This window comes from Kitasatospora sp. NPDC086801 (assembly GCF_044745805.1).
In the GTDB taxonomy this organism is placed as follows: domain Bacteria; phylum Actinomycetota; class Actinomycetes; order Streptomycetales; family Streptomycetaceae; genus Kitasatospora.
Window position 1 is genome coordinate 233,364 of sequence record NZ_JBIVAX010000003.1, and the last position, 24,779, is coordinate 258,142.

Annotated in this window: 25 protein-coding genes; 1 reads left to right on the top strand and 24 read right to left on the bottom strand. The window is 71.7% G+C overall.

The window, feature by feature from the left end; all coding sequences use genetic code 11:
• Window position 1: 1 nt before the first annotated feature.
• From ACIPLC_RS06190 to ACIPLC_RS06210, 5 genes are all read right to left on the bottom strand, one after another.
• Entirely contained in the window at window positions 2-2,347 is a 2,346-nt protein-coding gene (locus ACIPLC_RS06190) for an ATP-binding protein (RefSeq protein ID WP_400471547.1), read from the bottom strand.
• Between the two features lie 282 nt (window positions 2,348-2,629).
• On the bottom strand, window positions 2,630-2,953 hold the full coding sequence (locus ACIPLC_RS06195; RefSeq protein WP_400471549.1) for an STAS domain-containing protein: 324 nt from the start codon (window positions 2,951-2,953) through the stop codon (window positions 2,630-2,632).
• Between the two features lie 384 nt (window positions 2,954-3,337).
• The gene (locus ACIPLC_RS06200; protein ID WP_400471551.1) at window positions 3,338-4,207 is read right to left on the bottom strand and encodes a 3-hydroxyacyl-CoA dehydrogenase family protein; all 870 of its coding nucleotides are present in this window, start codon (window positions 4,205-4,207) and stop codon (window positions 3,338-3,340) included.
• 197 nt (window positions 4,208-4,404) lie between these two features.
• Window positions 4,405-5,055 (bottom strand): response regulator, encoded by a 651-nt coding sequence (locus tag ACIPLC_RS06205; protein WP_400471552.1) that lies wholly within the window; start codon window positions 5,053-5,055, stop codon window positions 4,405-4,407.
• On the bottom strand, window positions 5,052-6,254 hold the full coding sequence (locus tag ACIPLC_RS06210) for a sensor histidine kinase (RefSeq protein ID WP_400471554.1): 1,203 nt from the start codon (window positions 6,252-6,254) through the stop codon (window positions 5,052-5,054). Before ACIPLC_RS06210 ends, ACIPLC_RS06205 begins: the two co-directional genes overlap by 4 nt.
• Before the next feature lie 156 nt (window positions 6,255-6,410).
• Between ACIPLC_RS06210 and ACIPLC_RS06215 the strand changes: the two genes are divergently transcribed.
• Window positions 6,411-7,013, top strand: coding sequence for a hypothetical protein (locus tag ACIPLC_RS06215; RefSeq protein ID WP_400471556.1), 603 nt, complete (start codon window positions 6,411-6,413; stop codon window positions 7,011-7,013).
• A gap of 40 nt (window positions 7,014-7,053) precedes the next feature.
• Here ACIPLC_RS06215 and ACIPLC_RS06220 read toward each other — a convergent pair whose 3' ends face one another.
• From ACIPLC_RS06220 to ACIPLC_RS06310, 19 genes are all read right to left on the bottom strand, one after another.
• Window positions 7,054-7,626, bottom strand: a complete 573-nt coding sequence (locus ACIPLC_RS06220; RefSeq protein ID WP_400471558.1) for a cob(I)yrinic acid a,c-diamide adenosyltransferase — start codon at window positions 7,624-7,626, stop codon at window positions 7,054-7,056.
• Window positions 7,627-7,740: 114 nt separating this feature from the next.
• Entirely contained in the window at window positions 7,741-8,241 is a 501-nt protein-coding gene (locus tag ACIPLC_RS06225) for a DUF2550 domain-containing protein (protein ID WP_400471560.1), read from the bottom strand.
• Between the two features lie 148 nt (window positions 8,242-8,389).
• A complete protein-coding gene (locus ACIPLC_RS06230; RefSeq protein WP_363582000.1) occupies window positions 8,390-8,773 on the bottom strand; it encodes a F0F1 ATP synthase subunit epsilon in 384 nt (127 codons plus the stop codon).
• Window positions 8,774-8,955: 182 nt separating this feature from the next.
• Window positions 8,956-10,401: a F0F1 ATP synthase subunit beta gene (gene atpD, locus ACIPLC_RS06235; protein ID WP_400471562.1), complete on the bottom strand. Its 1,446-nt coding sequence runs from the start codon at window positions 10,399-10,401 to the stop codon at window positions 8,956-8,958.
• A gap of 2 nt (window positions 10,402-10,403) precedes the next feature.
• Window positions 10,404-11,318: a F0F1 ATP synthase subunit gamma gene (locus ACIPLC_RS06240; RefSeq protein ID WP_400471564.1), complete on the bottom strand. Its 915-nt coding sequence runs from the start codon at window positions 11,316-11,318 to the stop codon at window positions 10,404-10,406.
• A 32-nt stretch (window positions 11,319-11,350) separates the two neighbouring features.
• Entirely contained in the window at window positions 11,351-12,925 is a 1,575-nt protein-coding gene (atpA, locus tag ACIPLC_RS06245) for a F0F1 ATP synthase subunit alpha (RefSeq protein WP_400471565.1), read from the bottom strand.
• A 159-nt stretch (window positions 12,926-13,084) separates the two neighbouring features.
• Entirely contained in the window at window positions 13,085-13,900 is an 816-nt protein-coding gene (locus ACIPLC_RS06250) for a F0F1 ATP synthase subunit delta (RefSeq protein WP_400471567.1), read from the bottom strand.
• Window positions 13,897-14,454: a F0F1 ATP synthase subunit B gene (locus ACIPLC_RS06255; RefSeq protein ID WP_400471569.1), complete on the bottom strand. Its 558-nt coding sequence runs from the start codon at window positions 14,452-14,454 to the stop codon at window positions 13,897-13,899. The genes ACIPLC_RS06250 and ACIPLC_RS06255 overlap by 4 nt, the downstream gene beginning before the upstream one ends.
• Before the next feature lie 34 nt (window positions 14,455-14,488).
• Window positions 14,489-14,731: an ATP synthase F0 subunit C gene (atpE, locus tag ACIPLC_RS06260; protein ID WP_030302757.1), complete on the bottom strand. Its 243-nt coding sequence runs from the start codon at window positions 14,729-14,731 to the stop codon at window positions 14,489-14,491.
• A 90-nt stretch (window positions 14,732-14,821) separates the two neighbouring features.
• Window positions 14,822-15,637 carry a F0F1 ATP synthase subunit A gene (gene atpB, locus ACIPLC_RS06265; protein ID WP_400471571.1) on the bottom strand — a complete coding sequence of 272 codons (816 nt, stop codon included), beginning with the start codon at window positions 15,635-15,637 and terminating at the stop codon, window positions 14,822-14,824.
• Between the two features lie 285 nt (window positions 15,638-15,922).
• Entirely contained in the window at window positions 15,923-16,366 is a 444-nt protein-coding gene (locus tag ACIPLC_RS06270) for a hypothetical protein (RefSeq protein WP_400471573.1), read from the bottom strand.
• 301 nt (window positions 16,367-16,667) lie between these two features.
• The gene (locus tag ACIPLC_RS06275; RefSeq protein WP_400471575.1) at window positions 16,668-17,945 is read right to left on the bottom strand and encodes an MraY family glycosyltransferase; all 1,278 of its coding nucleotides are present in this window, start codon (window positions 17,943-17,945) and stop codon (window positions 16,668-16,670) included.
• A 174-nt stretch (window positions 17,946-18,119) separates the two neighbouring features.
• The gene (gene glyA / locus ACIPLC_RS06280; RefSeq protein ID WP_400471577.1) at window positions 18,120-19,400 is read right to left on the bottom strand and encodes a serine hydroxymethyltransferase; all 1,281 of its coding nucleotides are present in this window, start codon (window positions 19,398-19,400) and stop codon (window positions 18,120-18,122) included.
• 207 nt (window positions 19,401-19,607) lie between these two features.
• Window positions 19,608-20,231: a protein-tyrosine-phosphatase gene (locus ACIPLC_RS06285; protein WP_400471579.1), complete on the bottom strand. Its 624-nt coding sequence runs from the start codon at window positions 20,229-20,231 to the stop codon at window positions 19,608-19,610.
• A gap of 50 nt (window positions 20,232-20,281) precedes the next feature.
• The gene (locus ACIPLC_RS06290) at window positions 20,282-20,929 is read right to left on the bottom strand and encodes an L-threonylcarbamoyladenylate synthase (protein ID WP_400471581.1); all 648 of its coding nucleotides are present in this window, start codon (window positions 20,927-20,929) and stop codon (window positions 20,282-20,284) included.
• Between the two features lie 177 nt (window positions 20,930-21,106).
• Complete coding sequence (gene prmC, locus ACIPLC_RS06295; RefSeq protein ID WP_400471582.1) at window positions 21,107-21,973, bottom strand: peptide chain release factor N(5)-glutamine methyltransferase; 867 nt, start codon at window positions 21,971-21,973, stop codon at window positions 21,107-21,109.
• Window positions 21,974-22,036: 63 nt separating this feature from the next.
• Window positions 22,037-23,113 (bottom strand): peptide chain release factor 1, encoded by a 1,077-nt coding sequence (gene prfA, locus ACIPLC_RS06300; RefSeq protein ID WP_363581982.1) that lies wholly within the window; start codon window positions 23,111-23,113, stop codon window positions 22,037-22,039.
• Between the two features lie 160 nt (window positions 23,114-23,273).
• A complete protein-coding gene (gene rpmE, locus ACIPLC_RS06305) occupies window positions 23,274-23,495 on the bottom strand; it encodes a 50S ribosomal protein L31 (RefSeq protein ID WP_030235761.1) in 222 nt (73 codons plus the stop codon).
• Between the two features lie 138 nt (window positions 23,496-23,633).
• Complete coding sequence (locus ACIPLC_RS06310; protein ID WP_400471585.1) at window positions 23,634-24,734, bottom strand: LCP family protein; 1,101 nt, start codon at window positions 24,732-24,734, stop codon at window positions 23,634-23,636.
• Window positions 24,735-24,779: the final 45 nt, after the last annotated feature.

Genomic DNA, 24,779 nt, shown 5'->3' on the forward strand with positions numbered 1-24,779 from the left:
GTCAGCTCGCGGGCGGCGAGGACGCCGTCGACGACGGGCTGGGCGTGCCGGTCGCGGTGGCCGTGGCGGTCGCCGTGGCGGTCGCGGTCGCCGAGGGCGAACCGGTCGACGGCTTCGGCGGGGGCGGCGTACTGGCGCCTCCGCCGGGCTGAGCGCCCCCGGAGTTGCCACCGCCGCCACCACCGCCACCGCCCGGCGGCGGACCGGGCTGCTGGGCCGGCGGCTGCGACTGGCCCGGTGCGGGCGGCTGCGACTGCTGCGGCTGCTCGCCGGCCCCCGCGCTCTCGCTCGGCCCGCGGCTCGGCTTCTTCGACGCGCTCGGCGGGCGCGACGCACTGCCGCTCGCCGACGGCTCCGGGCTGGTCCCGTCCGTCGCCGGACCGCCACCCGCGTCCGCCCCCGCCGTCGTACCGGTGGCGCCGGTGGTGGCGGTCGGACCGCCGCCGGCGTGCGGCGCCGGGACCGACCCGCTCTGCCCGCCGTCGGGGTCGTCGAGCCGGGTGTGCGGATCGTTGCCCGGGTGCTGCTCCGGACCGGTGGCGCTCATCGCCACCGCCGTCCCGAGCGCCCCGAGCGCGAGGACGGCCGCCGACGCGGCGATCACCCGGCGCCTGGCCCCGGAGCGCAGACTGGACGGCACCTTGGCTATCGCGCGGATGACGGGCCGCCGGACGGGCGCCGACCCGGGCGGCGCGGCGGGCGCCAGCTGCCGCCCGTCGGCGCGCAGCAGGTCCAGCATCCGGCCCGCGGCGGCGACGCCGCGCTGCTCGTCGGCGGCGGCCCGCAGGGTGAGCGCGGTCTCCAGCTCGGCCATCGCCCGGGACGGCTCCTGGACGCAGAACGCGTGCACGCCCGCCTCGTGGTGGAACCAGGCCTGGTCGGTGCCGGAGCCCGTCCGCCGGGCCGCCTCCAGCCCCAGTTGCAGGACCCGCTCCCAGGCGCCCCAGCGCAGCGCCAGCGCCAGCGCGGGCGCTGCCGCCCGGGCCAGGCGCACGACGGCGTCGTGCCGGCCGGCCGCCCGGTCCGCGAGCAGGACGCCGACCACCACCTCCGCCTCGGCCGCGACCTGTGCCAGCGACACCGAGCTGTGCCCGACCCACCAGGCGAAGTGCTGGGCGGCGCCGTCCAGGCAGCCGCGGGCCGGCCAGTGCGGGGCGAGCAGGTCCAGCACCCCGGCGGTCAGCCGGTGGTGCCCGCCGATGGACACCGCCAGTCCGGCGTCGGCGAGTTCGGCGAGGGCGCTCTCGCCCTGGCCGACGTCGATCAGCGCCGGCAGGTGCGGCGCGGTGGGGCACTCGCCGCCGAGCGCGACGGCGAGCCTCAGGACGGCCTGGGCGGGCTCGCTCAGCCCCTCGGCGAGCCGGACGGCGGGTGAGGCGGTCTCGGCGACGGACGGCAGCGGGACGGTCCGGCGCAGCGCGTTCTCGCGGACGGCCGGGTCGGGGTCGTGAACGGGCTCCTCGACCGCGCCGAAGACCCCCATCCGGTCCTCCTCGGCGGCGACCAGCGCGTCCACCGCGACGTCCCGCTGGCGCAGCAGCGCGGCGGCCTGGACGAAGCGCAGCGGCAGGCCCTCGGACTCGAACCAGAGGTCGACCGCCCAGGCCTTCTCGGAGACGTCCAGCGGCCGCCCGGCCTGGCGGGCGGCGAGGGCGAGGCAGGCGGAGCGGGAGAGCCCGGCGACCAGGTGGTCCTGCAACCGGGAGCCGGGCGACAGCGCCGGGCTCCCGGGGGCGACGGAGATCAGGAAGGCGCAGCCGGGGGCGGTGGCGAGCAGGCCCTCCAGCTCGTCGCCGGACTGCTCCGCGCCGTCGACGACCACGATCGCGCCGACCTCGGCGAGGTGCACGGCCAGCTGGCCCGGGTCGGGCCGGTAGCCGGGGGCGTGGTGGGTGGCGGCGAAGAGGTCCTGGAGCAGGTCGGCGGCGGTGCGGCGGTGCCCGCAGAGCTGGACGACACCGCCGGGGGCAAGGTCGGCGGCCGCCTCGGCGACGGCCGACAGCAACGCGCTGCGGCCCGAGCCGGCCTGGCCGACCAGGCGTATCGAGCGGCCCTCAGCGAGCAGGCCGAGGAGCTCGGCGATGTCGGCCTCGCGGTCGAGCAGCGGCAGGTCGGCGGGCCCGGCGCCGAGGGCGAGCGGGCCGACCGCGCGGCCGACGCCGCCGACCGGGCCGCGGGCGGGCTCGCTGCGCTCGATCCGGCGCGGGCGGGGCCGCCACTCCTCGGGGCAGGGCCTGACCTCGGAGCCGTCCGGGGCGCCGACGCCGACCAGCAGGCCGCCGGAGACGAGTTCGCCGCCTCGGGTGCGGGCGGCCTCCTGCCGGAACTCCCCGGATGGCTGTGCCACGTTCTGCTCCGCATCGTGCTCGGCCGACGGCGCCCCGCGCCGGCCGGCTGACGTCTCGGTCACGGCCTCGCGCGGGCTGGGGGCAGCTGGCTGAGGCGGCCGTCATCTGACGGGCAGACTCTTGCACATCCGGGCCCGCCCGCGCAGGGCGGTCCCGTCCGGGGCCCGGGCCTGGGCCGGGTCAGGGGCCGGGCGGGGGCCGGTCCGGGCCGGGTCAGGGGCCGGGCGGGGGCCGAACGCTGACTGAACGGGAGCCGGGCGACGGCCAGGTCCTGTCCGGGCCTAGAGGGCGATCCCGTGGGCCTCGGCGATGCCGCCGTCGACGGCCAGGATGCGGTGCAGCTTGGTGGCCACCAGCAGGCGCTGGAGCTGGGCCGGGACGGAGCGCAGCACCAGTCGGCGGCCGATCCGGCCGGCCCGGCGGTGGGTGCCCATGATCACGCCGAGGCCGGTGGCGTCCCAGAACTCCAGCCGGGCGAGGTCGAGCACGAGGTCGCCGAGGCCGCCGTCCACGGCCTGGTGCAGCCGGGCCCGCGCATCGGCGGCGGTACGCACGTCGAGGCGGCCTTCGATGGCCAGCGCCCTGTGGTCGCCGGTGATGCGCACGCTCTCCTCCTTCGCCTGACCGGTCCGGTACGGGGGTGTTCCGACCCGGCCGGGCCGGGGGCGGGGTGTCCATCCGGGCGGGCCGTGGCCCCTCGCCCGGGCCCGGTCGCAGCCACATCGGTGCTGGGCCGGGTTCCCCCTCATCTGACGGTGAACCAGCACCGCAGGTTGCTGGTTCCGGCCAGATCTGAAGCAACTTCACTCGTCCGAGGGAATATACGCAGTCAGTCTCCACACCTACGCTCGATTACCGCCCAAATCACCCGTCTGCGGCATCTGGCGTGAGGAAACTCACCCGCCCCCGACCGGGCGGGCCGTACGGTGTTCCGGTCGCACGGCCCGCCCGGTCGCCAGGCGTCGTCGTTCACCCGTTCCGGCGGGGGCTCACTTGCCCTGGTACGGGTAGAAGCCGCGGCCGCTCTTGCGGCCGAGGTCACCGGCGGTGACCATGCGCGCCATGATCTCCGGGGCGGCGAACTTCTCGTCCTGGGTCTCGTCGTAGATGTTGCGGGCGGCGTGCAGCAGGATGTCCACACCGGTCAGGTCGGCGGTCTCCAGCGGGCCCATCGGGTGGCCGAAGCCGAGCCGGCAGGCGGCGTCGATGTCCTCGGCGGTGGCGACGCCCGACTCGTACAGCTTGGCGGCCTCGACGACCAGCGCGGTGATCAGGCGGGTGGTGACGAAGCCGGCCACGTCGCGGTTGACCACCACGACCTCCTTGCCGACGCCCTCGGCGAAGGCGCGGGCGGTGGCCAGGGTCTCGTCGCTGGTCTTGTAGCCGCGGACCAGCTCGACCAGCTTCATCAGCGGTACCGGCGAGAAGAAGTGCACGCCGACGACCGACTCGGGGCGCCGGGTGGCGGCGGCGATCCGGGTGATCGGGATGGCGGAGGTGTTGGAGGCCAGCACCGCGCCGTCCTTGGCGAGCTTGTCGAGCTCCCGGAAGACGCCCTCCTTGACGTCCAGCTGCTCGAACACGGCCTCGACCACGATGTCGGCCTCGGCGACGGCGCCCAGGTCGGTGGTGGTGGTGATCCGGCCCAGCGCGGCCTCGGCGTCCTCGGCGCTCAGCCGGCCCTTGGCGACGAACTTCCCGTAGGAGGCGCGGATGCCCGCGAGACCGCGCTGCAGGGCCTCCTCGGTGACGTCCCGCAGCACCACCGGGTGGCCGGCCTGCGCGGACACCTGGGCGATGCCGGCGCCCATCAGGCCGGCACCGATCACGGCGATCTGCTTGCTGGACGCATTGCTCATGGCGGGTCTCCCGATGCCGTCGCCGCCCTGGGGCGGGCCCTGAAGGCGGCTCAGGGCAGGGGTCACCGCCAAGGAGCCGCGTCGCTCGTTGCCGGGACTCTAATGCCCAATCCGGCCCCGTGGTGTCAATCGGGAGTGTGATCTGCGACCGACCTGGTCGGTCGACCCAGACCGGCGGTGACCAGGTGATCGGACCGTCAGACGGTCAGCCCGAGGTCCTGCGCCAGGATCGCCGCCTGCACCCGGTTGCGCAGCCGCAGCTTCGCCAGGATCCGGCTGACGTGCGTCTTGGTGGTCGCCTCCGCCATCGCCAGCCGGGCCGCGATCTCCCCGTTGGACAGCCCGGCCCCGATGCAGGCCAGCACCTCCCGCTCACGCGGGGTCAGCCCGGCCACCGCCTCCCTGGCTTCGGGCCCGACCGCCCGGTCCGGCCGGGCGAAGGCGCCGATCAGCCGCCTGGTCACCGAGGGCGCCAGCATGCCGTCCCCGCGCGCCACCGTCCGGACGCCCTCGACCAGGGTGTCCGCCTCCAGGTCCTTGAGCAGGAAGCCGGCCGCGCCGGCCCGCAGCGCGCCGTAGACGTACTCGTCCAGGTCGAACGTGGTCAGCACGAGCACCTGGCCGGCCCCGGCGGCGACCACCTCCCGGGTCGCCGAGACGCCGTCCAGCCGGGGCATCTGCACGTCCATCAGCACCACGTCGGGCCGCAGCTCCAGCGCCAGCCGGACGGCCTCCTCGCCGTCGGCGGCCTGCCCGACCACCTCCACGTCCGGCTCCGCCCGCAGGATCATCACCAGCGCCGCCCGTACCGCCGCCTGGTCCTCGGCCACCAGCACCCGGATCGTCATGCCCCTGCCCCGCTCTCCCGCCCGCGCGGCAGCACCGCGCGCACGTTCCAGTAACCGTCCTGTGGTCCCGCCTCGAAGCTGCCGCCGAGCAGCCCGGCCCGCTCCGCCATGCCGACCAGCCCGGCCCGGGCGCCGGGCAGTCCACGGCCCGGTCCGTCCCGGTACGGGCTGTCGACGGCGATCCGCAGCTCCTCGGGGTCGAACTCCAGCCGCACACTGACCAGTCCGGGCCCGGCGTGCTTGAGCGCGTTGGTCAGCGACTCCTGGACGATCCGGTACGCGGCCAGCCGGACCGGCACCGGGACCTCCCCGGGCTCGCCGTGCTCGGCCAGTTCGAAGTCCAGCCCGACGTCCTGCCCGGCGGCCCGGGCCTTGGCCAGCAGGGCGTCCACGGCGGCCAGGTCGGGCGCCGCGTACGACTCGTCCGCCTCTCCCCCGCCGCTGTCGCGCAGCAGTCCGATCATCCGACGCATTTCGGCCAGACCCTGGACGCTGCTCTCCCGGATCACCGCCAGCACCTCCACCAGCGGGTCGTCCGCGGCCAGCCGACGGCGCCGGGCGACGGACTGCGCGGCGGTCGCGTGGATCGCGATCGCCGACAGGTGGTTGGCCACCACGTCGTGCAACTCCCGTGCCATCCGCGCCCGTTCGGCGACGACGGCCTCACGCCGGTCCATCTCCGAGAGCAGCGCGGTCTGTTCGGCCCGCAGCCGCTCGCTCTCCGCCCGGTCGCGGTGCTTGCGGACCACGTCCCCAGTCCAGACCGGCGCCAGGTAGATCAGCACGGTGAGCACCACCACCGCCACCGCGTTCGAGGCGTCGCTGTAGATCAGCACCAGGGTGGACAGCACCAGCACCGAGCCCGTGCCGGTCAGGTGCAGGATCCGGGACATCTTCGGGGTGCCGTAGAGCACCGCCGCGTAGAGCAGGTCGGTGTACATCAGGCTGGTCGCCAGCAGGGCGCCGGTGAAGATGCTGTACCCGAAGGCGAGCCCGCCCAGCGTCGTGGTGAGCACCGGCCTGGTCCGGCGGAACAGCTCCAGCACCGCCATCACCAGCAGCGCCGGCACCACGGCCCAGCGCGGGATCCGCGAGGAGTTGTCGTAGACCTGGAGCGCGATCAGCAGCGCTCCGCCGAACAGACCGAGCAGGGCGATCCCCCGGTCCTCCTGGCGCGGGGTGAGGGTCGGTCTCAGCACACCCCCATCTCACCATCCCCGGGCGCCGGGCGGCTCCGGTCCCCGGAGGAGCCGCCGTACATCGAAAGGTGCAGGCCGGGACGGCACCCGGCGACGACGACGCGGCCACGCCCGCGCGCCAGGCTGGAGGCACCGCCGACCGCCCGGGAGCACAACGTGATCGTCACCCTCATCGTCGCGGCCGAGATCTCCTTCTGGATCCTGCTCGGCCTCGGCCTCACCGCCCGCTACCTGCTGCGGTGGCGCCGCACCAGCACCGTCCTGCTGATCGGCCTGCCCGTAGTGGACTTCACCCTGTACGTGCTGACCGTGCTCGACCTGCGCGGCGGCGCCACCGCGAGCTGGACGCACGCCCTGGCGGCGAGCTACGCGGGCTTCTCGGTCGGGTACGGGCCCTCGCTGGTCCGCTGGGCCGACCGGCACTTCATGCACCGCTTCGCCGGCGGCCCCAAGCCGGAGCCGTCGCCGAAGTACGGCTTGGCGCGGGCCAGGTACGAGTGGCAGATCTGCCGCCGCACGGTGGTCTCGGCCGCGATCACGCTGAGCCTGATCACCCTGCTGGTGCCGCTGTCGGGAGGCTCCGCGCACTTCGGCACCTTCGGCCAGTGGTACCTCAAGCTGGGCATCGCGGCCGTGGTCAACGTGGCCATCGCCGTCAGCTACACGATCTGGCCGAAGCAGCCGCCGGCCGGCGAGCAGGACGCGGACGACCCTGCCGTCGAGCAGCCCGCCGCCGGCGTCCCGGAGAAGCGGCTCTGAGCTCTCCGGCGGCTCTGAGCTCTCCTGCGGTTGCGAGCCCCTAGCGGTTCTCGCCCGGCACCCAGAGCACGTCGCCGCGTTCCTTGTTGGCCACCCGGGCCAGGATGAACAGCAGGTCGGAGAGCCGGTTGAGGTACTTCGCGGTCAACGGGTTGACGCTGTCCCCGTGCTCCGCGATCGCCGCCCAGGTGGCCCGCTCGGCCCGCCGCACCACCGTGCAGGCCAGGTGCAGGTGGGCCGCGCCGGGCGTGCCGCCGGGAAGGATGAAGCTGCGGAGCTTCTCCACCTGCGCCAGGTAGTGGTCGCAGTCCCCCTCCAGCCGGTCGACGTACGACTGCAGCACCCGCAGCGGCGGGTACTTCGGGTCCTCGACCACCGGCGTGGACAGGTCCGCGCCGACGTCGAACAGGTCGTTCTGGATCCGGACGAGCACGGTGACGACGTCCTCGGGCAGCGATCCGGCGGCGACGGCCACCCCGATCGCCGCGTTCGCCTCGTTGGTGTCGGCGTACGCCACCAGGCGGGGGTCGGTCTTGGTGGTCCGGCTCATGTCGCCGAGCGCGGTGGTGCCGTCGTCGCCGGTACGGGTGTAGATGCGCGTCAGATTCACCATGCGGCCAGCGTAGCCGGACGGGTTAGGCGGCGTTAACCCCGAGCGGGATCAGCGCCGGCGATCGTCGCTGCGCGACGTTGCCCCTCCCCCAGCCTCCGCCGGGGCCCCCCGTCGCTACGCGACGTTGACCCTTTGCCCGGGCGGGGCGGCCTCCAGCCAGGCGAGGAAGCCGGTGAGCGCGTCGTCGCTCATCGCCAGCTCCAGCGGCTCCCCGTTGTGCAGGCAGCGCAGCACCACCGAGCCGGAGAGCAGGGCGAGCTCCTCCTGGCCCTCCGGGTAGCGCCGGCCGAGCACCTCGATCTCCCGGCGCGGCAGCACCCTGCGCGGGCGCGGGGCGTACGAGAAGACCCGGAACCACTCGATCGAGTCACCGCTGTAGCGGCCGATACCAAAAACCCACCCCTTGCCGTCGGTCTGGGGGACCGGGGCCGAGGTGGGTTTGCCGTTCTCGTCGAGGTCGGGCTGCGTCGAGGCGTCGGCGGGCATTTTGAGCCGGTAACTGCAGTCGAACGTGCCGCCGACCCGCTGGATCAGGCGGCGTCGTACCGCGAACGCCACCAGGCCGATCACACCCAGCGCCACGACCGCCGCACACACCACAAGCGCGAGGACCATGCTCACCTACCTCCTCGCTACCCGCGTTCCCCGTATCGGTCGTATCAAGCGACCGCGTTGACCTACCAACTACGACGACAGTCCCGGGGTCACGCTCGCGCGTCCCCGGGACCGTCGGTCGACCCCGCTAAACCAGGGTCCGGCGCACTCAGACGTGGGCCTTGAGGCCGCGCGCCGCGAAGAGGCGGACCTCGGCGCGCCGCTCGGCGTGCTCGTCCAGGCCCGACTTGGCCTTCTCCAGCGCGCGCTCGGCACGGGCGACGTCGATCTCGTCCGCCAGCTCGGCGATCTCCGCGAGCAGAGACAGCTTGTTGTCGGCGAAGGAGATGAAGCCGCCGTGCACCGCGGCGATCACGGTGCCGCCGTCCGCCGTGCGGATGGTGACCGGACCGGTCTCCAGCACGCTCAGCACCGGGGTGTGACCCGGCATGATGCCGGTGTCGCCGGAGGCCGTACGGGCGACGACGATGGTGGCCGCACCGGACCACACCTTGCGGTCGGCTGCGACCAGCTCGACGTGCAGCTCAGCCAACGTGGGCTCCTAGGCTCATGCAACCCCCGATTACTCGGGAGTTTCGGTAAGAATAACGGCCGCGCGCCTCCGGCATGAAACCGGCGGCACGGATTTGACCGGAATCACAGCCGATGCGACGCGAGGGGTGGTCCCGGGCTCGGGGCCACCCCTCACGGTCACTCAGCTGCTACCGGCCGCGACTACTTCTTCGCCAGCTCGGCGGCGTTCTTCTCGAGGTCCTCGATGCCACCGCACATGAAGAAGGCCTGCTCCGGGATGGAGTCGTACTTGCCGTCCGCGATCGCGTTGAAGGCCTCGATGGTCTCCGACAGCGGCACGGTCGAACCCTCGACACCGGTGAACTGCTTCGCCACGTAGGTGTTCTGCGAGAGGAAGCGCTCGATGCGACGGGCACGGTGGACCGTGACCTTGTCCTCCTCGGACAGCTCGTCGATACCGAGGATCGCGATGATGTCCTGGAGGTCCTTGTACTTCTGCAGGATCCCCTTGATACGGAGGGCCGTGTCGTAGTGGGTCTGCGCGATGTACCGCGGGTCGAGGATGCGGGACGTGGAGTCCAGCGGGTCGACGGCCGGGTAGATGCCCTTCTCCGAGATCGGGCGCGACAGAACGGTCGTCGCGTCCAGGTGGGCGAAGGTGGTGGCCGGGGCCGGGTCGGTCAGGTCGTCCGCGGGGACGTAGATCGCCTGCATCGAGGTGATCGAGTGACCGCGGGTCGAGGTGATGCGCTCCTGCAGGAGGCCCATCTCGTCGGCCAGGTTCGGCTGGTAGCCCACCGCGGAGGGCATGCGGCCGAGCAGGGTCGACACCTCGGAACCGGCCTGGGTGAACCGGAAGATGTTGTCGATGAAGAGGAGCACGTCCTGCTTCTCGACGTCACGGAAGTACTCCGCCATGGTCAGCGCGGAGAGCGCGACGCGCAGACGGGTGCCCGGCGGCTCGTCCATCTGGCCGAAGACCAGCGCGGTCTTGTCCAGAACGCCCGAGTCGACCATCTCGTCGATGAGGTCGTTGCCCTCACGGGTGCGCTCGCCGACGCCGGCGAACACCGACACACCACCGAAGTTCTCGGCGACGCGGTAGATCATCTCCTGGATCAGAACGGTCTTGCCGACACCGGCACCACCGAACAGACCGATCTTGCCACCCTGGACGTACGGGGTGAGGAGGTCGATGACCTTGATGCCGGTCTCGAACATCTCGGTCTTGGACTCGAGGTCCTTGAACTCCGGCGCCTTGCGGTGGATCGGCCAGCGGACCTCGACCTGCTGGTCGAACTCCTTCTGGTCCACGTTCAGCACGTCGCCGAGGGCGTTGAAGACCTTGCCCTTGGTGATCTGGCCGACCGGCACCGAGATGGCGGCACCGGTGTCGGACACCTGGGTGCCACGGACCAGACCGTCGGTCGGCTGCATCGAGATGCCGCGGATCATGCCGTCGCCCAGGTGCTGGGCGACCTCGAGGGTCAGGGTCTTCTTGCCCGAGCCGTCGGGGTTCTCCACCTCGACGTGCAGGGCGTTGAACATGTTCGGAATGGCGTCGACGGGGAACTCCACGTCGACGACCGGGCCGATGACCCGCGCGACGCGGCCCGTCGCCGTGGTCGGCTCAACAGTGGTGGTCATTCTCATTCGCTCCCGCGGCTAGCGTCGGCGAGGGCGTTGGCACCGCCGACGATCTCGCTGATTTCCTGGGTGATCTCGGCCTGACGGGCCGAGTTGGCAAGCCGCGTGAGCGACTTGATGAGCTCGCCGGCGTTGTCCGTCGCGCTCTTCATCGCGCGCCGGCGTGCAGCGTGCTCGGAGGCGGCCGACTGCAGCAGCGCGTTGTAGATCCGGCTCTCGACGTACCGCGGCAGCAGCGCGTCCAGCACGCCCTCCGCCGACGGCTCGAAGTCGTACAGCGGGAAGATCTCCGCCTTGGCCGGCCGGTTGTCGCTGAGCTGGACCTCGTCCAGCTTCAGCGGCAGCAGCCGGGCCTCGACCGCGTTCTGCGTCAACATCGACACGAACTGGGTCGAGATCAGGTGGAGTTCGTCCACGCCGCCGGTCTCGGCCGTGAAGGCCTCGATCAGGTCGGCCGCCACGGTCTTCGCGTCGCCGTACGTCGGCTTGTCCGAGAATCCCGTCCACGATTCCGTGACCTCGAAGCCACGGAAGGTGTAGTACGAGACGCCCTTGCGGCCGATGATGTACGTCACCACGTCCTTGCCCTCGGCCCGCAGACGCTCGCTGAGCGCCTGCGCGGCCTTGATGGCGTTGGTCGAGTAACCGCCCGCCAGGCCGCGGTCCGCCGTGATCAGCAGGACGGCGGCGCGCGAGGCGCTCGGGTTCTCGGTGGTGAGCGGGTGCTTGGCGTTGGACCGGGTGGCCACCGCCGTCACCGCCCGGGTGAGCTCATCGGCGTACGGAGTGGAGGCGGCCACCGCGCGCTGCGCCTTGACGATGCGCGACGCGGAGATCATCTCCATCGCCTTGGTGATCTTCTTCGTCGCGGTGACAGAGCGGATCCGGCGCTTGTAGACCCGAAGCTGTGCTCCCATGGGTCGTTACGTCCTTTCCCTCGCTACCGGACTCAGGCCTGCTCGGAGAGCAGCTTGCCGTCAGCGGTCTGGTAGCCCTGCTTGAACGCGTCGATGGCGCTGGTCAGCGCGTCGACGGTGCCCTCGGCGAGCAGACCGGTCTCGACGATGCCCGCGAGCAGGTCCTTGTGCTGGAGGCGCACGTGGTCCAGGAACTCGCGCTCGAAGCGGCGGATCTCGGCGACCGGGACGTCGTCCAGCTTGCCGGTGGTGCCGGCCCAGATGGAGACGACCTGCTCCTCGACCGGGAACGGCTGGTACTGACCCTGCTTCAGCAGCTCGACCATGCGCGCACCGCGCTCCAGCTGGGCCTTGGAGGCCGCGTCCAGGTCGGAACCGAAGGCGGCGAACGCCTCCAGCTCGCGGTACTGGGCGAGGTCCAGACGCAGGCGGCCGGCGACCGAACGCATGGCCTTGATCTGGGCGGAGCCACCGACGCGGGAGACCGAGATGCCGACGTTCACGGCCGGGCGGATGCCGGCGTTGAACAGGTCGGACTCCAGGAAGCACTGGCCGTCGGTGATGGAGATGACGTTGGTCGGGATGTACGCCGAGACGTCGTTGGCCTTGGTCTCGATGATCGGCAGACCGGTCATCGAGCCGCCGCCCAGGGCGTCGTTCAGCTTGGCGCAGCGCTCCAGCAGGCGGGAGTGCAGGTAGAAGACGTCGCCCGGGTAGGCCTCGCGGCCCGGCGGACGGCGCAGCAGCAGCGACACGGAGCGGTAGGCCTCGGCCTGCTTCGACAGGTCGTCGAAGATGATCAGGACGTGCTTGCCGTCGTACATCCACTCCTGGCCGATGGCCGAACCGGTGTACGGGGCAAGGTACTTGAAGCCGGCCGGGTCGGAGGCGGGAGCAGCCACGATGGTGGTGTACTCCAGCGCGCCGGCCTCCTCCAGGGCGCCGCGGACGGACGCGATGGTGGAGCCCTTCTGGCCCACGGCGACGTAGATGCAGCGGACCTGCTTCTCCGGGTCGCCCGAGCGCCAGTTGTCGCGCTGGTTGATGATCGTGTCGACGGCCACCGCGGTCTTGCCGGTCTGGCGGTCACCGATGATCAGCTGACGCTGGCCACGGCCGATCGGGGTCATCGAGTCGATGGCCTTGATGCCGGTCTGCAGCGGCTGCTTGACCGACTTGCGGGCCATGACGCCGGGGGCCTGCAGCTCCAGGGCGCGACGGCCGGTGGAGGCGATGTCGCCCAGACCGTCGATCGGGTTGCCCAGCGGGTCCACGACGCGGCCGAGGTAGCCGTCGCCGACCGGAACCGAGAGGACCTCGCCGGTGCGGCGCACGGTCTGGCCCTCTTCGATGCCACCGAACTCACCGAGGATGACGACACCGATCTCGCGGGTGTCGAGGTTCAGCGCGAGGCCGAGCGTGCCGTCCTCGAACTTCAGCAGCTCGTTCGCCATGACCGAGGGCAGGCCCTCGACATGGGCGATGCCGTCCGCCGCGTCAGTGACCGTGCCGACCTCTTCCACAGAAGCGGCGTCCGGCTGGTACGACTGGACAAAGTCGGCCAGCGCGTCCCGGATCTCCTCCGGACGGATCGTAAGCTCCGCCATCAGGCTTCCCTGCTCTCCTAGTTTGCGATCCTCGGCCCGCCATTGAGGGCCGCAAGTATTCGACTCTCGGCCGGGTCTGCCGAACCGGCCGTCCGATGTGCCGGCCCCTTGGGGAGCCGGTTTCCCGACCGAGGGTCGGATGTGCTGCTGCTTCGGTGCTCAGTCTTCGAGCGACTGGCGAGCGCCTTCGAGGCGGCTCGACACGGTGCCGTCGATGATCTCGTCGCCGATCTGCACCCGGACACCGCCGACGACCTCGGGGTCGACGTCGATGTTCAGGTGGACCTGGCGGCCGTACATCCGGCCCAGAGCACCGGACAGGCGCTCCTTCTGGGTGTCCGACAGCGGCACCGCGGTGGTGACCAGGGCCACCACGCGGCCGCGGCGTGCGGCGGCGAGCTTCGAGTAGGACTCCAGGCCCTGCTCCAGGCTACGGCCACGCGGCGCGTTGACGATGGCCGTGACCAGCCGGACGGTGCCCGCGTGGGCGCGGCCGCCGAGCAGCTTCTTGATCAGCGCGGCCTTCGCGGCGAAGCCGGCCTTCGGCTCGGTCAGCGCGGCGCGCAGCTCGTGCGAGCCGCTCACCACCCGGCTGAACCGGAACAGCTCGTCCTCGACGTCGTCCAGGGCGCCGGCCCTGTCCGCCGCGATGACCTCGGCGTACGCGGCGAGCTCCTCGATCGCGTCCACCAGGTCGCGCGAGCCCGACCAGCGGGAACGGACCAGACCGGAGACGAGGTCGACGGCCTCGCCGGAGACCTGACCGGTCAGCAGCGAGGAGACCAGCTGGGCCTTGTCCTGGCCCGACCGGGACGGGTCGGTCAGGACACGGCGCAGCGACACCTCACGGTCCAGGACGGCCGTGACGGCGGTGAGCTCCTCGGCGAGCTTGGCCGCGTCCACCGAGGTGGAGTCGGTCAGGCTCTCCAGGTTCTGCCGCCCGGCGGCGAGGGCCTCGCGGCTGGCGCCGATCACTTGGCCGCACCCTGAGCAACGGTGGCCTTGGCCTCCAGCTCGTCCAGGAAACGGTCAATCACGCCGCTCTGCCGAGCGCTGTCCTCAAGGGACTCGCCCACGATGCGGGAGGCCAGCTGGGAGGCCAGCGAACCCACGTCCTGGCGCAGGACGGCAGTCGCCTGCTTCTTGTCGGCCTCGATCTGCGCGTGGCCGGCGGCGACGATGGCCTCGCGCTGACGCTGGCCCTCCTCGCGCATCTCGGTGAGCTGGGCAGCGCCCTGCTCGCGAGCCTGCTCGACGATGCGGGCAGCCTCGTGACGCGCCTCGGCGAGCTCGGCGCGGTACTGCTCAAGCAGGGCCTGGGCCTCCGCCTGAGCGGCCTCGGCGCGCTCCATGCCGCCCTCGATGGCGTCCCGACGCTCCGACAGCACCTTTTCGATGCTGGGGAGGAGCTTCTTGCCGAGGAGACCGAAGACGATGAAGAAGCAGAGCAGGCCGATGATGATCTCGGGCCATGCGGGGAGGAGAGGGTTCATCGTCTCCTCGGCCGCGAGCTGAGCCGCGATGGTCATATCTGGACCTTCCTCGAAGGGTCTACGGCGGGGATTACTTGGGGCCCTGGCCGAAGACGAACGGCATGACGATGCCGATGAGGGCGAGCGCCTCGGTCAGCGCGAAGCCGATGAACATGTTGGAGCGGATCAGGCCGGCAGCCTCGGGCTGACGGGCCATCGCCTGGACACCGTTACCGAAGATGAGACCGACACCGATGCCGGGGCCGATCGCGGCGAGGCCGTAACCGATCGAAGCGACGGAACCGTAGACGCCGACCTCAGCGAGCATGCTCATTGCAGTGTGTCCTTTGCGGGGATGGTGTACCGGTGGTGATTGGCCACCGGGCGTTCCGGGAGTGGTTCAGGAGGGCCGGGGCCCCCTGGCTCAGTGCGCCTCTTCGAGGGCACCGGCGATGTAGCTGCTGGCCAGCATCACGAAGATGTAGGCCTGCAGGAACTGGACCAGCAGCTCGAAGGCGGTCAGGCCGACGGCGACGATGAACGAGGCCGAGCCGTAGAGCGCACCCAGGGTCGGGCTGAGCAGGTACCAGGAGGCGACGGAGAACATCACGACCAGCAGGTGGCCCGCGAACATGTTCGCGAAGGCTCGGACCGCGAGCGTGAAGGGGCGCACGAAGATGTTCGAGAAGAACTCGATCGGCACCAGGATGAACATGACCCAGCCGGGGATGCCCGAGGGCCAGCAGAGGTTCTTGAGACCGCCGACGAAGCCGTGCTTCTTGAAGGTCAGCGTCATGTAGGTGATCCACACGACCGCCGCGAGGCCGGCCGGGAACGCGATCGCCGCCGTCACGGGGTACTGCGCGAAGGGGATGATCGACATGATGTTCATCAACCAGATGAAGAAGAACATCGAGACGAGCATCGGGACGTACTTCTCGCCCTTCTTGCCGATCGTCTCCAGCACGATGGAGCGCTTGACGAAGTCGTAGCCGATCTCACCGACCAGCTGCAGCTTGCCGGGGACCAGGCGCGGCTTGGCGAAGGCGGCCCAGAAGAAGACGACGACCAGCAGCGCGACGATGACCGACAGCAGCATCGGCTTGTTGAAATCAATGCTGCCGATCGAGAAGATCGGCTTGAACTGGAACTCGTTCAGACCCGGGGCCGGGAAGCCGCAGCCAGCGTCCCCGAAGTGGCAACTGCCTGAGGCGAGGAACGTGAGCTGATCAGCACTCACCACGGACTCCTTCGTCGTGACGCATGGTTACGGCAACCTCGGTGTGTCGGCGTGGCCTGCGGCCACGGAGCGGCACTGGAACTTGATGGGTTTCTCGCCGATCCCGCGCGACGGTGCGCCGCACCCCAGCGGGATCATCGAAGACTGCGCGGATCCGGGGGGCGATCCGTCCGCTGTTCGGACAGACCTGGCCGCTTCCCGTACTCCGCTGCTGCGACGGACGATAGCAGTCCGTCAGCGCGGCATAAACACCGCCCCCCTCGTTGGGGGGACAGCCAGGCCTCGTCACTGTTGACGCCCCGAGTCGGAGGGCTTGTCGCCCTTCTTTTCCGAGGCGTCGGGGTCGACGTAGAAGGTCTTGGCCTTCAGCGCACCGCGCACCTGGAATCCCGTCCAGATCAGCGCGCAGCCGAGCAGCGTGAAGGCGAAGGCCTGCCGGTTGAAGAGCTCGGTGTTCTTGAAGACGGCCAGGACGATGCCGACCAGCAGGATCTGGGTGGTGTACACCAGGAGCGCCGCGGCCATCATGATGTGCGGGTTCGACCTGGTCAGGCGGTCGAGCGCGACCTGGCCGGAACTGAAGAAGGCCATCACCAGCAGTGCGCCGAAGAGGGCGCCGAGCAGCCCCTTCCCGCCGGCGACGGCGAACGAGATCGCCATGGCGATGATCCCGGCGGCCGCAGTGGGAATCGCGGCGCCTCGGAGGATCCGGGCGTCGGTGGACGGCATGTCGGCAGCTCCGGCGGCATGTCGATGTGACGGGGGACGGGGCACAGAAGGTGGTGGGTGACACCGGACCGAGAGGCCGCCGCCCGGGCCGCCCGCTGGAGCGGCGGGCCCGTCGAGGGAGACCGACCAGGGACGGAAGTCCTCCACCTGTCAGGTCTTTCGGCGTGTTCTCGGTACTCGTGAACGGTATCACAAACTATTTGATGAGAGCTTTACCATGAATGTGTGGCACCTGTCACACCGACGGCGCAACGGTGCATCCGAACGGGTGAGGCCATTTGACCGAACATCAACTGCCTTGCTAGCGGCGGCCGGTGGTCCGGCCGTGCTCGTCGAGCGCGGAGGCCTCCCGGCCGGCTTCACCAAGAAGTTGCTTGTCCTTTGCCGACAGTTCAGCCATGGGGGCGTGCGGACGGCGCCGGTAGCGCGGCGGGACGAAGGCCTGCACCGCCTTCGGCGCGCGCGGCCGGAACTGCGGCGTCAGCAGCACCACCAGGCCCACCAGGCAGAGCCCGGCGAGCGTCAGCACCACCGTGCGGCCGGTGTTGGTGACCGAGAAGGCCACCGTGCCGAAGGCGATCAGCGCGGCCCAGAAGTACATGATCAGCACCGCCCGGCTGTGCGAGTGCCCGACCTGGAGCAGCCGGTGGTGCAGGTGGCGCTTGTCCGCGGCGAACGGCGACTGGCCGGCCCAGGTGCGGCGCACCACCGCGAGCAGCAGGTCCGCCAGCGGCAGCGCGATGACCGTCAACGGCAGCAGCAGCGGGATGTAGATCGGCACCAGGGCGTGCACGGTCGCGGTCTGCGACCCGGTCTCGCTGCTGATCAGGTCCGGGTCGACCCGGCCGGTGATGGAGATCGCGGCGACGGCGAGCATCAGGCCCAGCATCATCGAGCCGGAGTCGCCCATGAAGATCCGCGCGGGGTGCATGTTGTGCGCCAGGAAGCCCAGGCACATGCCGATCAGCAGCACGCTGAACAGCACCGCGGGCGCCGCGTCGGTGATCGTGTAGCCGTACCAGAGCCGGTAGCTGTACAGGAAGAACGCCATCGCGGCGATGCAGACCATGCCGCCCGCCAGGCCGTCCAGGCCGTCGATGAAGTTCACCGCGTTGACCATGACGACGACCAGGGTGACCGAGATGACCATGCCCTGGGTGGGGCTCACCGCGACCGCGCCGACACCGGGCACCGGGAGGGTGATCACCGTGACGCCCTGCCAGACCATCACACCGGCGGCGATCATCTGGCCGCCGAGCTTCACCAGGGCGTCCACGCCCCACTTGTCGTCGAGCACCCCGAGCAGCCACATGATCCCGGCGCCGGACAGCAGCGCCCGGATGTCGGTGCCCTGGGAGAACACCTTGCTCAGGTTGTCCAGTTGCGAGGCGACCAGGATGCCCGCGCACAGACCGCCGAACATGGCGATCCCGCCGAGCCGAGGCGTCGGCTCGCGGTGCACGTCCCGGGCGCGGACCGGCGGCATGGCGCCGGCCGCGATCGCGAACTTCCGGACCGGGCCGGTCAACAGATAGGTGACGGCAGCGGTGCAGAACAGCACCAGCAGATACTCACGCACCACCGGCCTCCTGCGTCACTGTCCAACGGGGAGGTACCGAAGGTACTCCCCTGCCTTCCCGGGGTTCGAGGTGCGTCGCCACGCCCCACACCTTATTGAGTCGGACGCCCAAGGCACGCATCGCGGTTCGCTCTCCCGGGTAGGAGATCCGGATTACCGTCGACCGCTGTCCCGTCACCGCCGGTCGGCGAAGGACAGGGCCAGCTCCCGGACCCGCTCCGCCAGCCGCGCGCTCGTGCCCTCGGCGAGCACCTGAGCGATCAGAGCGGCGATCTCCGCGAGTTCCGCCTCGCCCATGCCCTGGCTGGTCACCGTACCGGTGCCCAGCCGGATCCCGGAGGCCTCCGCCGCCGGCGCCGGGTCGTACGGCAGCGCGCACTTGCCGAGCAGCAGCCCGGCCACGGCGCAGCGCCGCTCGGCCTCCACGCCGGTGACGCTCAGCGGGCGCACGTCCGCCGTCACCAGGTGGGTGTCGGTGCCGCCGGTCAGCGGGCGCATCCCGGCCGCCGCGAGCCCGGCCGCCAGCACCCGCGCCCCGTCCACCGTCCGCTGCGCGTACGCCCGGTAGGCGGGCGTCGCCGCCTCGGCCAGCGCCACTGCCTTGCCCGCCACCTCGTTCATCGCCGCCCCGCCCTGGCTGAACGGGAACACCGCCCGGTCGATCCGCTCGGCCAGCTCCGCGGTGGACAGCAGCAGGCCCCCGCGCGGGCCGCGCAGCAGCTTGTGGGTGGCCGCGACGGTGACGTCCGCGTACGGCACCGGGGAGGGCGCCACCCCGGCCGCGACCAGGCCGGCGGTCTGGGCGACCGAGGCGATCAGGTAGGCGTCCACCTCGTCGGCGATCTCGCGGAACGCGGCCCAGTCCGGGTGCCGGGGGTAGGAGATCGAGCCCGCCACGATCGCCTTCGGGCGGTGCTCGCGGGCCAGGTCGCGCACCTGGTCGAGGTCGATCAGGCCGTCGTCCTCGCGCACCCCGTAGCCGGTGAAGGCGAACCAGCGGCCGGAGAAGTTCGCCCGCGAGCCGCAGCTGAGGTGGCCGCCGTGCTCCAGCGACATCGCCAGCACCCCGTCGCCGGGCCGCAGCAGCGCCGCGTACGCCGCCAGCATCGCCGAAGTCGCCGACCGGGGCTGGACGTTGGCGTGCGGAGCGGCGAACAGCTCACGGGCCCGGTCGATCGCCAGCAGTTCGGCGGCGTCCGCGAGGGCGCAGCCGGTGTGGTGCCGACGGCCCGGGTAGCCCTCGGCGTACTTGTCGATCAGCGGCCCGCTCAGCGCCGCCAGGACGGCCGGGGAGGTCAGGTTCTCCCCCGCCAGCAACTGGATCGTCTCGGCCCGCCGCTCGGCCTCGGCCGCCAGCAGGTCGGCCAGCTGCGGGTCGGCCCGGTGCAGCGCCTCGGAGGCCCACGGGCGCCCCCTGGTCGCGGTCGGGCCGGTCGGGGCGTCGGTGACGGTCATGGCGGGGCTCCGGGGCGGCGTGGGGGCGCCTCCCGGCGTGGGGGCCGGGAAGGGTGGGTTCCTCCAGCGTAGGACCGGCCCGGCCGGGCGGCTCGCCGACGTGGGGCCATTCGGCGCTCGGCCGCCGCGGGCCGTCCCCGGGACGCCGGGGGCGTCGCGGACCGCCGGGGGCCACCGGGGTCGCCGGGCCGCTCGCGGCGCGGGCGGTCAGCGCAGCGCGGGCACGCCGGTGAGCGCGGTGACCACCGGGTCGACCGCGTGGAATATCTCCTCGCCGCAGTTGCGGAACATGCCGATCGGGGCCCCGTACGGGTCGTCCAGCTCGTCGGACTCCGGGGTGGCGGCGAGCAGCCAGCCGCGCAGCGCGGCGGCCGCCCGGACCAGGGCGCGGGCGCGCTCGGTGACGTCGGCGCCGCGGCGCGGGTCGGGCAGGGTGCCCGGGTCTATCGTCCGCACCAGGCGGGTGAACTCCTTCAGGGTGAAGGTGCGCAGCCCCGCCTCGTGGCCCATCGAGATGACCTGGGCGCGGTGGTCCAGGGTCGCGGTGAGCACCAGGTCGGCCTCGACCACGTGTTCGTCCAGCAGCTCGCGGCCGGTGAAGCCGCCGCTGTCGGCGCCGTACTCGTCCAGGACGGTCGCGGCGTGGTCCTCCATCGGTGCGCCCTCGTGGCCCCAGGTGCCGGCACTCTCCACCAGGATCCGGCCGGCCACCCGGGGGCTGAGCCGGGTGTCCAGCTCACGCCGGGTGAGCCGCTCGGCGATCGGTGAGCGGCAGATGTTGCCGGTGCAGACGAACAGGATCCGGAAGTGGTCCAGCGGCCTGGGGCCCACACTCAGGTACGGCGCTATGCCGGGCCCGGAATGAAGCGAGGCGATGGGCGTCAACTGCCGGCCTCCAGGTCGGGGACGACCTCCCTCAGCTGCTCGACGCTGATCGCGCCCGCCCGCAGCAGGACCGGGACCTTGCCCGTGACGTCGACGATGGACGAGGCGGTCGCGTGGTCCGCCTGCCCGCCGTCCAGGTAGACCGAGATGGCGTCGCCGAGCTGCGTCTGTGCCTCGTCGCAGGTGGCCGGGGACGGGCCGCCGGTCTTGTTGGCGCTGGAGACGGCGAGCGGGCCGGTGGCGTTCAGCAGCTCGATGGCGACCGGGTGCAGCGGCATCCGGACGGCGACGGTGCCGCGGGTCTCGCCGAGGTCCCAGCGCAGCGAGGGCTGGTGCTTGGCGACGAGGGTGAGCCCGCCCGGCCAGAACGCGTCGACCAGCTCCCAGGCCTGCTCGGAGAAGTCGGTGACCAGGCCGTGCAGGGTGGTCGGCGAGCCGACCAGCACGGGCGAGGGCATGTTGCGGCCGCGGCCCTTGGCGGCCAGCAGGTCGCCGACGGCCTCCGGTGAGAAGGCGTCCGCGCCGACCCCGTACAGGGTGTCGGTGGGCAGCACGACGAGTTCGCCCCGGCGAATGGCCGAGGCGGCCTCGCGCAGGCCGGTGGCGCGGTCCCCGGCGTCGGCACAGTCGTAACGGCGGCTCATCGGTGCGGTCCCCTTCCGGAATGGCTCATCACAGCGTTCACAGCACGGTCTTCACGGCGCGGCCGGGCGAGCGGCGGTACCGCGCCCGGCCGGTCACGACGACGCCCCTCGGGCGGGCGCACGGCACCCGACCGCTCACCACGACGCCCTGCGGGCTGTCGCACTGTGCTCGACCCTTCACAGCGACGCCCTGCGGGCCGTGGTGAAGCGCGGCCGGTTGTTCAGGTCGCGGTGGTCGGCGGTGTCCGTCCAGCCGCGTTCCTCGTTGAAGATCCACGGGACCTGCCCACCCTGCTGGTCGGCGTGCTCGATCACCACCGCGCCGCCGGGGCGCAGCAGCCGGGCGGCCACCCGCTCGATGCCGCGGATGGTGTCCAGGCCGTCCTCGCCGGAGAACAGCGACATCTGCGGGTCGTGGTCGCGGGCCTCCGGCGCGACGTACTCCCACTCGGTGAGCGGGATGTACGGCGGGTTGGAGATCACCAGGTCGAAGCGGCCGTCCCAGGAGCGGTCGTCGGCGAAGGCCCGGGTGGCGTCGCCGGCGTGCAGGGTGACCCGGGCGCGGTCCGGGCTGGCCTCGATGTTGCGCCGGGTGTACTGCAGCGCGCCCTCGTCGAGTTCGAAGGCGTGCACGGTCGAGCGCGGCAGCTCCTGGGCCAGGGCGAGCGCGATGGCGCCGGAGCCGGAGCACAGGTCGACGACCAGCGGCTCGGCGACGTCCATGTCGCGGACGGCGTCTATGGCCCACTCGACGACCGACTCGGTCTCCGGCCGGGGCACGAACACCCCGGGGCCGACCTCCAGTTCGAGGTAGCGGAAGAACGCCCGCCCGGTGATGTGCTGGAGCGGTTCGCGCGCCTCGCGGCGGGAGACGGCCTCCCAGTAGCGGGCGTCGAAGTCGGCGTCCTTCACCGTGTGCAGCTGGCTGCGCTTGACGTTGTGGACGTAGGCGGCGAGTTCCTCCGCGTCGAAGCGCGGCGACGGCACGCCGGCCGCGGCCAACCGCTGGGTGGCCTGGGCCACCTCGGCGAGCAGCAGGTTCATCCGTACGACCTCTTGTTTCTGCGCTCCGGCTTGCGCCGTCGCTCGGGCTGGGGCGCGCCGGTCTCAGTTCTGTTGGGCCGAGGCGAGCTTGGCCGCCGCGTCCGCGTCGACGCAGGACTGGATCACCGCGTTCAGTTCGCCGTCCAGGACCTGGTCCAGGTTGTACGACTTGAACCCCGTGCGGTGGTCCGAGATGCGGTTCTCGGGGTAGTTGTACGTCCGGATCCGCTCGGAGCGGTCCACCGTACGGACCTGGCTGCGACGCGCGTCCGAGGCCTCGCGCTCGGCCTCCTCCTGCGCGGCGGCCAACAGGCGCGACCGCAGGATGCGCATCGCCTGCTCCTTGTTCTGCAGCTGGCTCTTCTCGTTCTGGCAGGACGCCACGATACCGGTCGGCAGGTGGGTGATCCGGACCGCGGAGTCGGTGGTGTTGACCGACTGGCCGCCGGGGCCGGACGAACGGTAGACGTCGATCCGCAGGTCGTTGGCGACGATCTCGACCTCGACCTCCTCCGCCTCGGGGGTGACCAGCACGCCCGCCGCGGAGGTGTGGATGCGGCCCTGGGACTCGGTGGCGGGGACGCGCTGCACGCGGTGCACGCCGCCCTCGTACTTCAGCCGGGCCCAGACGCCCTGCCCGGGCTCGGCGTTGCCCTTGGTCTTCACGGCCACCGAGACGTCCTTGTAGCCGCCGAGGTCGGACTCGTTGGCGTCGATGATCTCGGTCTTCCAGCCGATCCGCTCGGCGAAGCGCAGGTACATCCGGAGCAGGTCGCCGGCGAACAGCGCGGACTCCTCGCCGCCCTCACCCGCCTTGATCTCCAGGATGACGTCCTTGTCGTCGCTCGGATCGCGCGGCACGAGCAGCAGCCGCAGCTCCTCGGTCAGCCCCTCGCGGCGCTGCTCGCCCTCCTTCACCTCGGCGAGGAACTCCGGTTCCTCGGCGGCGAGTTCGCGCGCGGCCTCGATGTCCTCGCCGGCCTGTCGCCACTGCCGGTAGACCCGGGTGATCGGGGTCAGCTCGGCGTACCGCTTGGCCAGCTTGCGGGCGTTGGCCTGGTCGGCGTGGACGGACGGGTCGGCCAGCCTCTTCTCGAGGTCTGCGTGCTCGACGAGGAGCTCTTCGACTGCCTCGAACATGGCGTGGGCCTTCTTCCCGTGAGAACCGTTGGAAGCCGGTGAGGACCGGCCGGTCGTGCGAACCGCTGGGGGGTGCTGATGCCTGGGGATGCGAACGGCGCCGGCCCCCAGCGCCCCCGGAACGAGTACGGGGGCACCGGGAACCGGCGCCGTGGGAGCGCTAGGCCTTCGCGCTGTGCTGCTTGCCGAAGCGGGCCTCGAAGCGGGCCACGCGACCACCGGTGTCGAGGATCTTCTGCTTGCCGGTGTAGAACGGGTGGCACTGCGAGCAGACCTCGGCGCGGATCTCGCCGCTGGTCTCGGTCGAGCGGGTCGTGAACTCGGCGCCGCAGGTGCAGGTCACACGGGTGACCACGTACTCGGGGTGAACGTTGGACTTCAAGGGGTTCTCCTAGGTTTCGGGAGGGCACCGGGTCGGCGGCTGGAGCGCCGCACGTGAACCGGGACCGACGGACCAGTCTGCCAGGACGGGCCGCATCTTCCCAAACCGGGTCGTGTTCCGGGATATTCCGGGCGTCGCTCAGCGCCTGGCGGGGGCCTTCGCCGGGGCCGTGGGGGCGGTCGTGGGAGCCGCCTGGGCGGGGTTCTCGGGCTGCGCCGAGACGATCGCCTGCGGGACCGGCTGGTCGGCCTTGAGGGCCGCCCAGAGCTGGTCCGCCTGCGGCTGCTGCGCGACCACCCGGTTGGGGTCGCTGGGCGCGGTCACCACCGGCAGGGTCACCATGCCGAGCTGGTCCGGCCCGATCCCCTTGAGCTCCTGGACGAGCCCCACCAGGGCGTTCACCGAGCCCAGCGCGGAGTCGGTGGTGATGCTGCGGGTCATGGTGTCGCCGATCGACCAGAGCTTGACCGGGTTGGAGAACAGCCCGAGCCCGCCGGCCTGCTGGAGCAACGACTTCACCATCTGCTTCTGGAGTTCGATCCGGCCGAGGTCGCTGCCGTCGCCGACGCCGTGCCGGGTGCGGACGAAGGCCAGCGACTGCTGCCCGTCGAGGTGGTGCTCGCCGGGTGCCAGGTCGAGCCCGCTGTCCTTGTCGTGGATGGCCACCGTGGTGCTCACGGTGGCCCCGCCTATCGCGTCCACGACGCGGGCGAAGCCGGCGAAGTCGATCTGCACGTAGTGGTCCATCCGCAGCCCGGTGAGCTGCTCGGTGGTCTTGACCGCGCAGGCCGCGCCGCCCGCCTCGAAGGCGCTGTTGTACATCGCGCGCTTGGCACCGGCCACCGCCTTGCCGCCGGAGTCGGTGCAGTCGGGCCGGGTGACCAGGGTGTCGCGCGGGATCGAGACGACCTCGGCGTGCGAGTGGTCCTGGTTGACGTGCACCACCATCGCGGTGTCCGAGCGGGCGGTGTCGCCGGTGTCGCCGCCGGCCAGGTCGCCGTTCTCGCCGTTCCGCGAGTCGGAGCCCAGCACCAGGATGTTGAACGAGCCGTCGGTGGCGGCCGGCGGGCGGGCGTCGCCGAGGCGGGCGTTGATGTCGACGCTCTTGATGTTGCCGTCGAGTTTGACGTACGCGTACCCGGCCGCTCCGGCGCCGAGGACGACGAGCGCGGCGAACGCGCAGGCGGCCGCCCGCAGGATCTTGCGGCGGCGGGTCAGGACCCTCTTGTGCTCGGCCATACGGTCCAGAGTAAAACGGACAAGATGATCAAAAAGCCTCACGAT

What these genes read in the sequence shown, in the direction of transcription:
- ACIPLC_RS06205 (WP_400471552.1), bottom strand. Translation starts at nt 5,055, where the DNA reads ATGACGATCCGGGTGCTGGTGGCCGAGGACCAGGCGGCGGTACGGGCG.
- prmC (WP_400471582.1), bottom strand. Translation starts at nt 21,973, where the DNA reads ATGAACCTGCTGCTCGCCGAGGTGGCCCAGGCCACCCAGCGGTTGGCC.
- atpD (WP_400471562.1), bottom strand. Translation starts at nt 10,401, where the DNA reads ATGACCACCACTGTTGAGCCGACCACGGCGACGGGCCGCGTCGCGCGG.
- ACIPLC_RS06220 (WP_400471558.1), bottom strand. Translation starts at nt 7,626, where the DNA reads ATGGTGAATCTGACGCGCATCTACACCCGTACCGGCGACGACGGCACC.
- ACIPLC_RS06290 (WP_400471581.1), bottom strand. Translation starts at nt 20,929, where the DNA reads ATGAGCCGCCGTTACGACTGTGCCGACGCCGGGGACCGCGCCACCGGC.
- prfA (WP_363581982.1), bottom strand. Translation starts at nt 23,113, where the DNA reads ATGTTCGAGGCAGTCGAAGAGCTCCTCGTCGAGCACGCAGACCTCGAG.
- ACIPLC_RS06270 (WP_400471573.1), bottom strand. Translation starts at nt 16,366, where the DNA reads ATGCCGTCCACCGACGCCCGGATCCTCCGAGGCGCCGCGATTCCCACT.
- atpE (WP_030302757.1), bottom strand. Translation starts at nt 14,731, where the DNA reads ATGAGCATGCTCGCTGAGGTCGGCGTCTACGGTTCCGTCGCTTCGATC.
- ACIPLC_RS06310 (WP_400471585.1), bottom strand. Translation starts at nt 24,734, where the DNA reads ATGGCCGAGCACAAGAGGGTCCTGACCCGCCGCCGCAAGATCCTGCGG.
- ACIPLC_RS06225 (WP_400471560.1), bottom strand. Translation starts at nt 8,241, where the DNA reads ATGGTCCTCGCGCTTGTGGTGTGTGCGGCGGTCGTGGCGCTGGGTGTG.
- ACIPLC_RS06240 (WP_400471564.1), bottom strand. Translation starts at nt 11,318, where the DNA reads ATGGGAGCACAGCTTCGGGTCTACAAGCGCCGGATCCGCTCTGTCACC.
- glyA (WP_400471577.1), bottom strand. Translation starts at nt 19,400, where the DNA reads ATGACCGTCACCGACGCCCCGACCGGCCCGACCGCGACCAGGGGGCGC.
- ACIPLC_RS06255 (WP_400471569.1), bottom strand. Translation starts at nt 14,454, where the DNA reads ATGACCATCGCGGCTCAGCTCGCGGCCGAGGAGACGATGAACCCTCTC.
- atpA (WP_400471565.1), bottom strand. Translation starts at nt 12,925, where the DNA reads ATGGCGGAGCTTACGATCCGTCCGGAGGAGATCCGGGACGCGCTGGCC.
- ACIPLC_RS06200 (WP_400471551.1), bottom strand. Translation starts at nt 4,207, where the DNA reads ATGAGCAATGCGTCCAGCAAGCAGATCGCCGTGATCGGTGCCGGCCTG.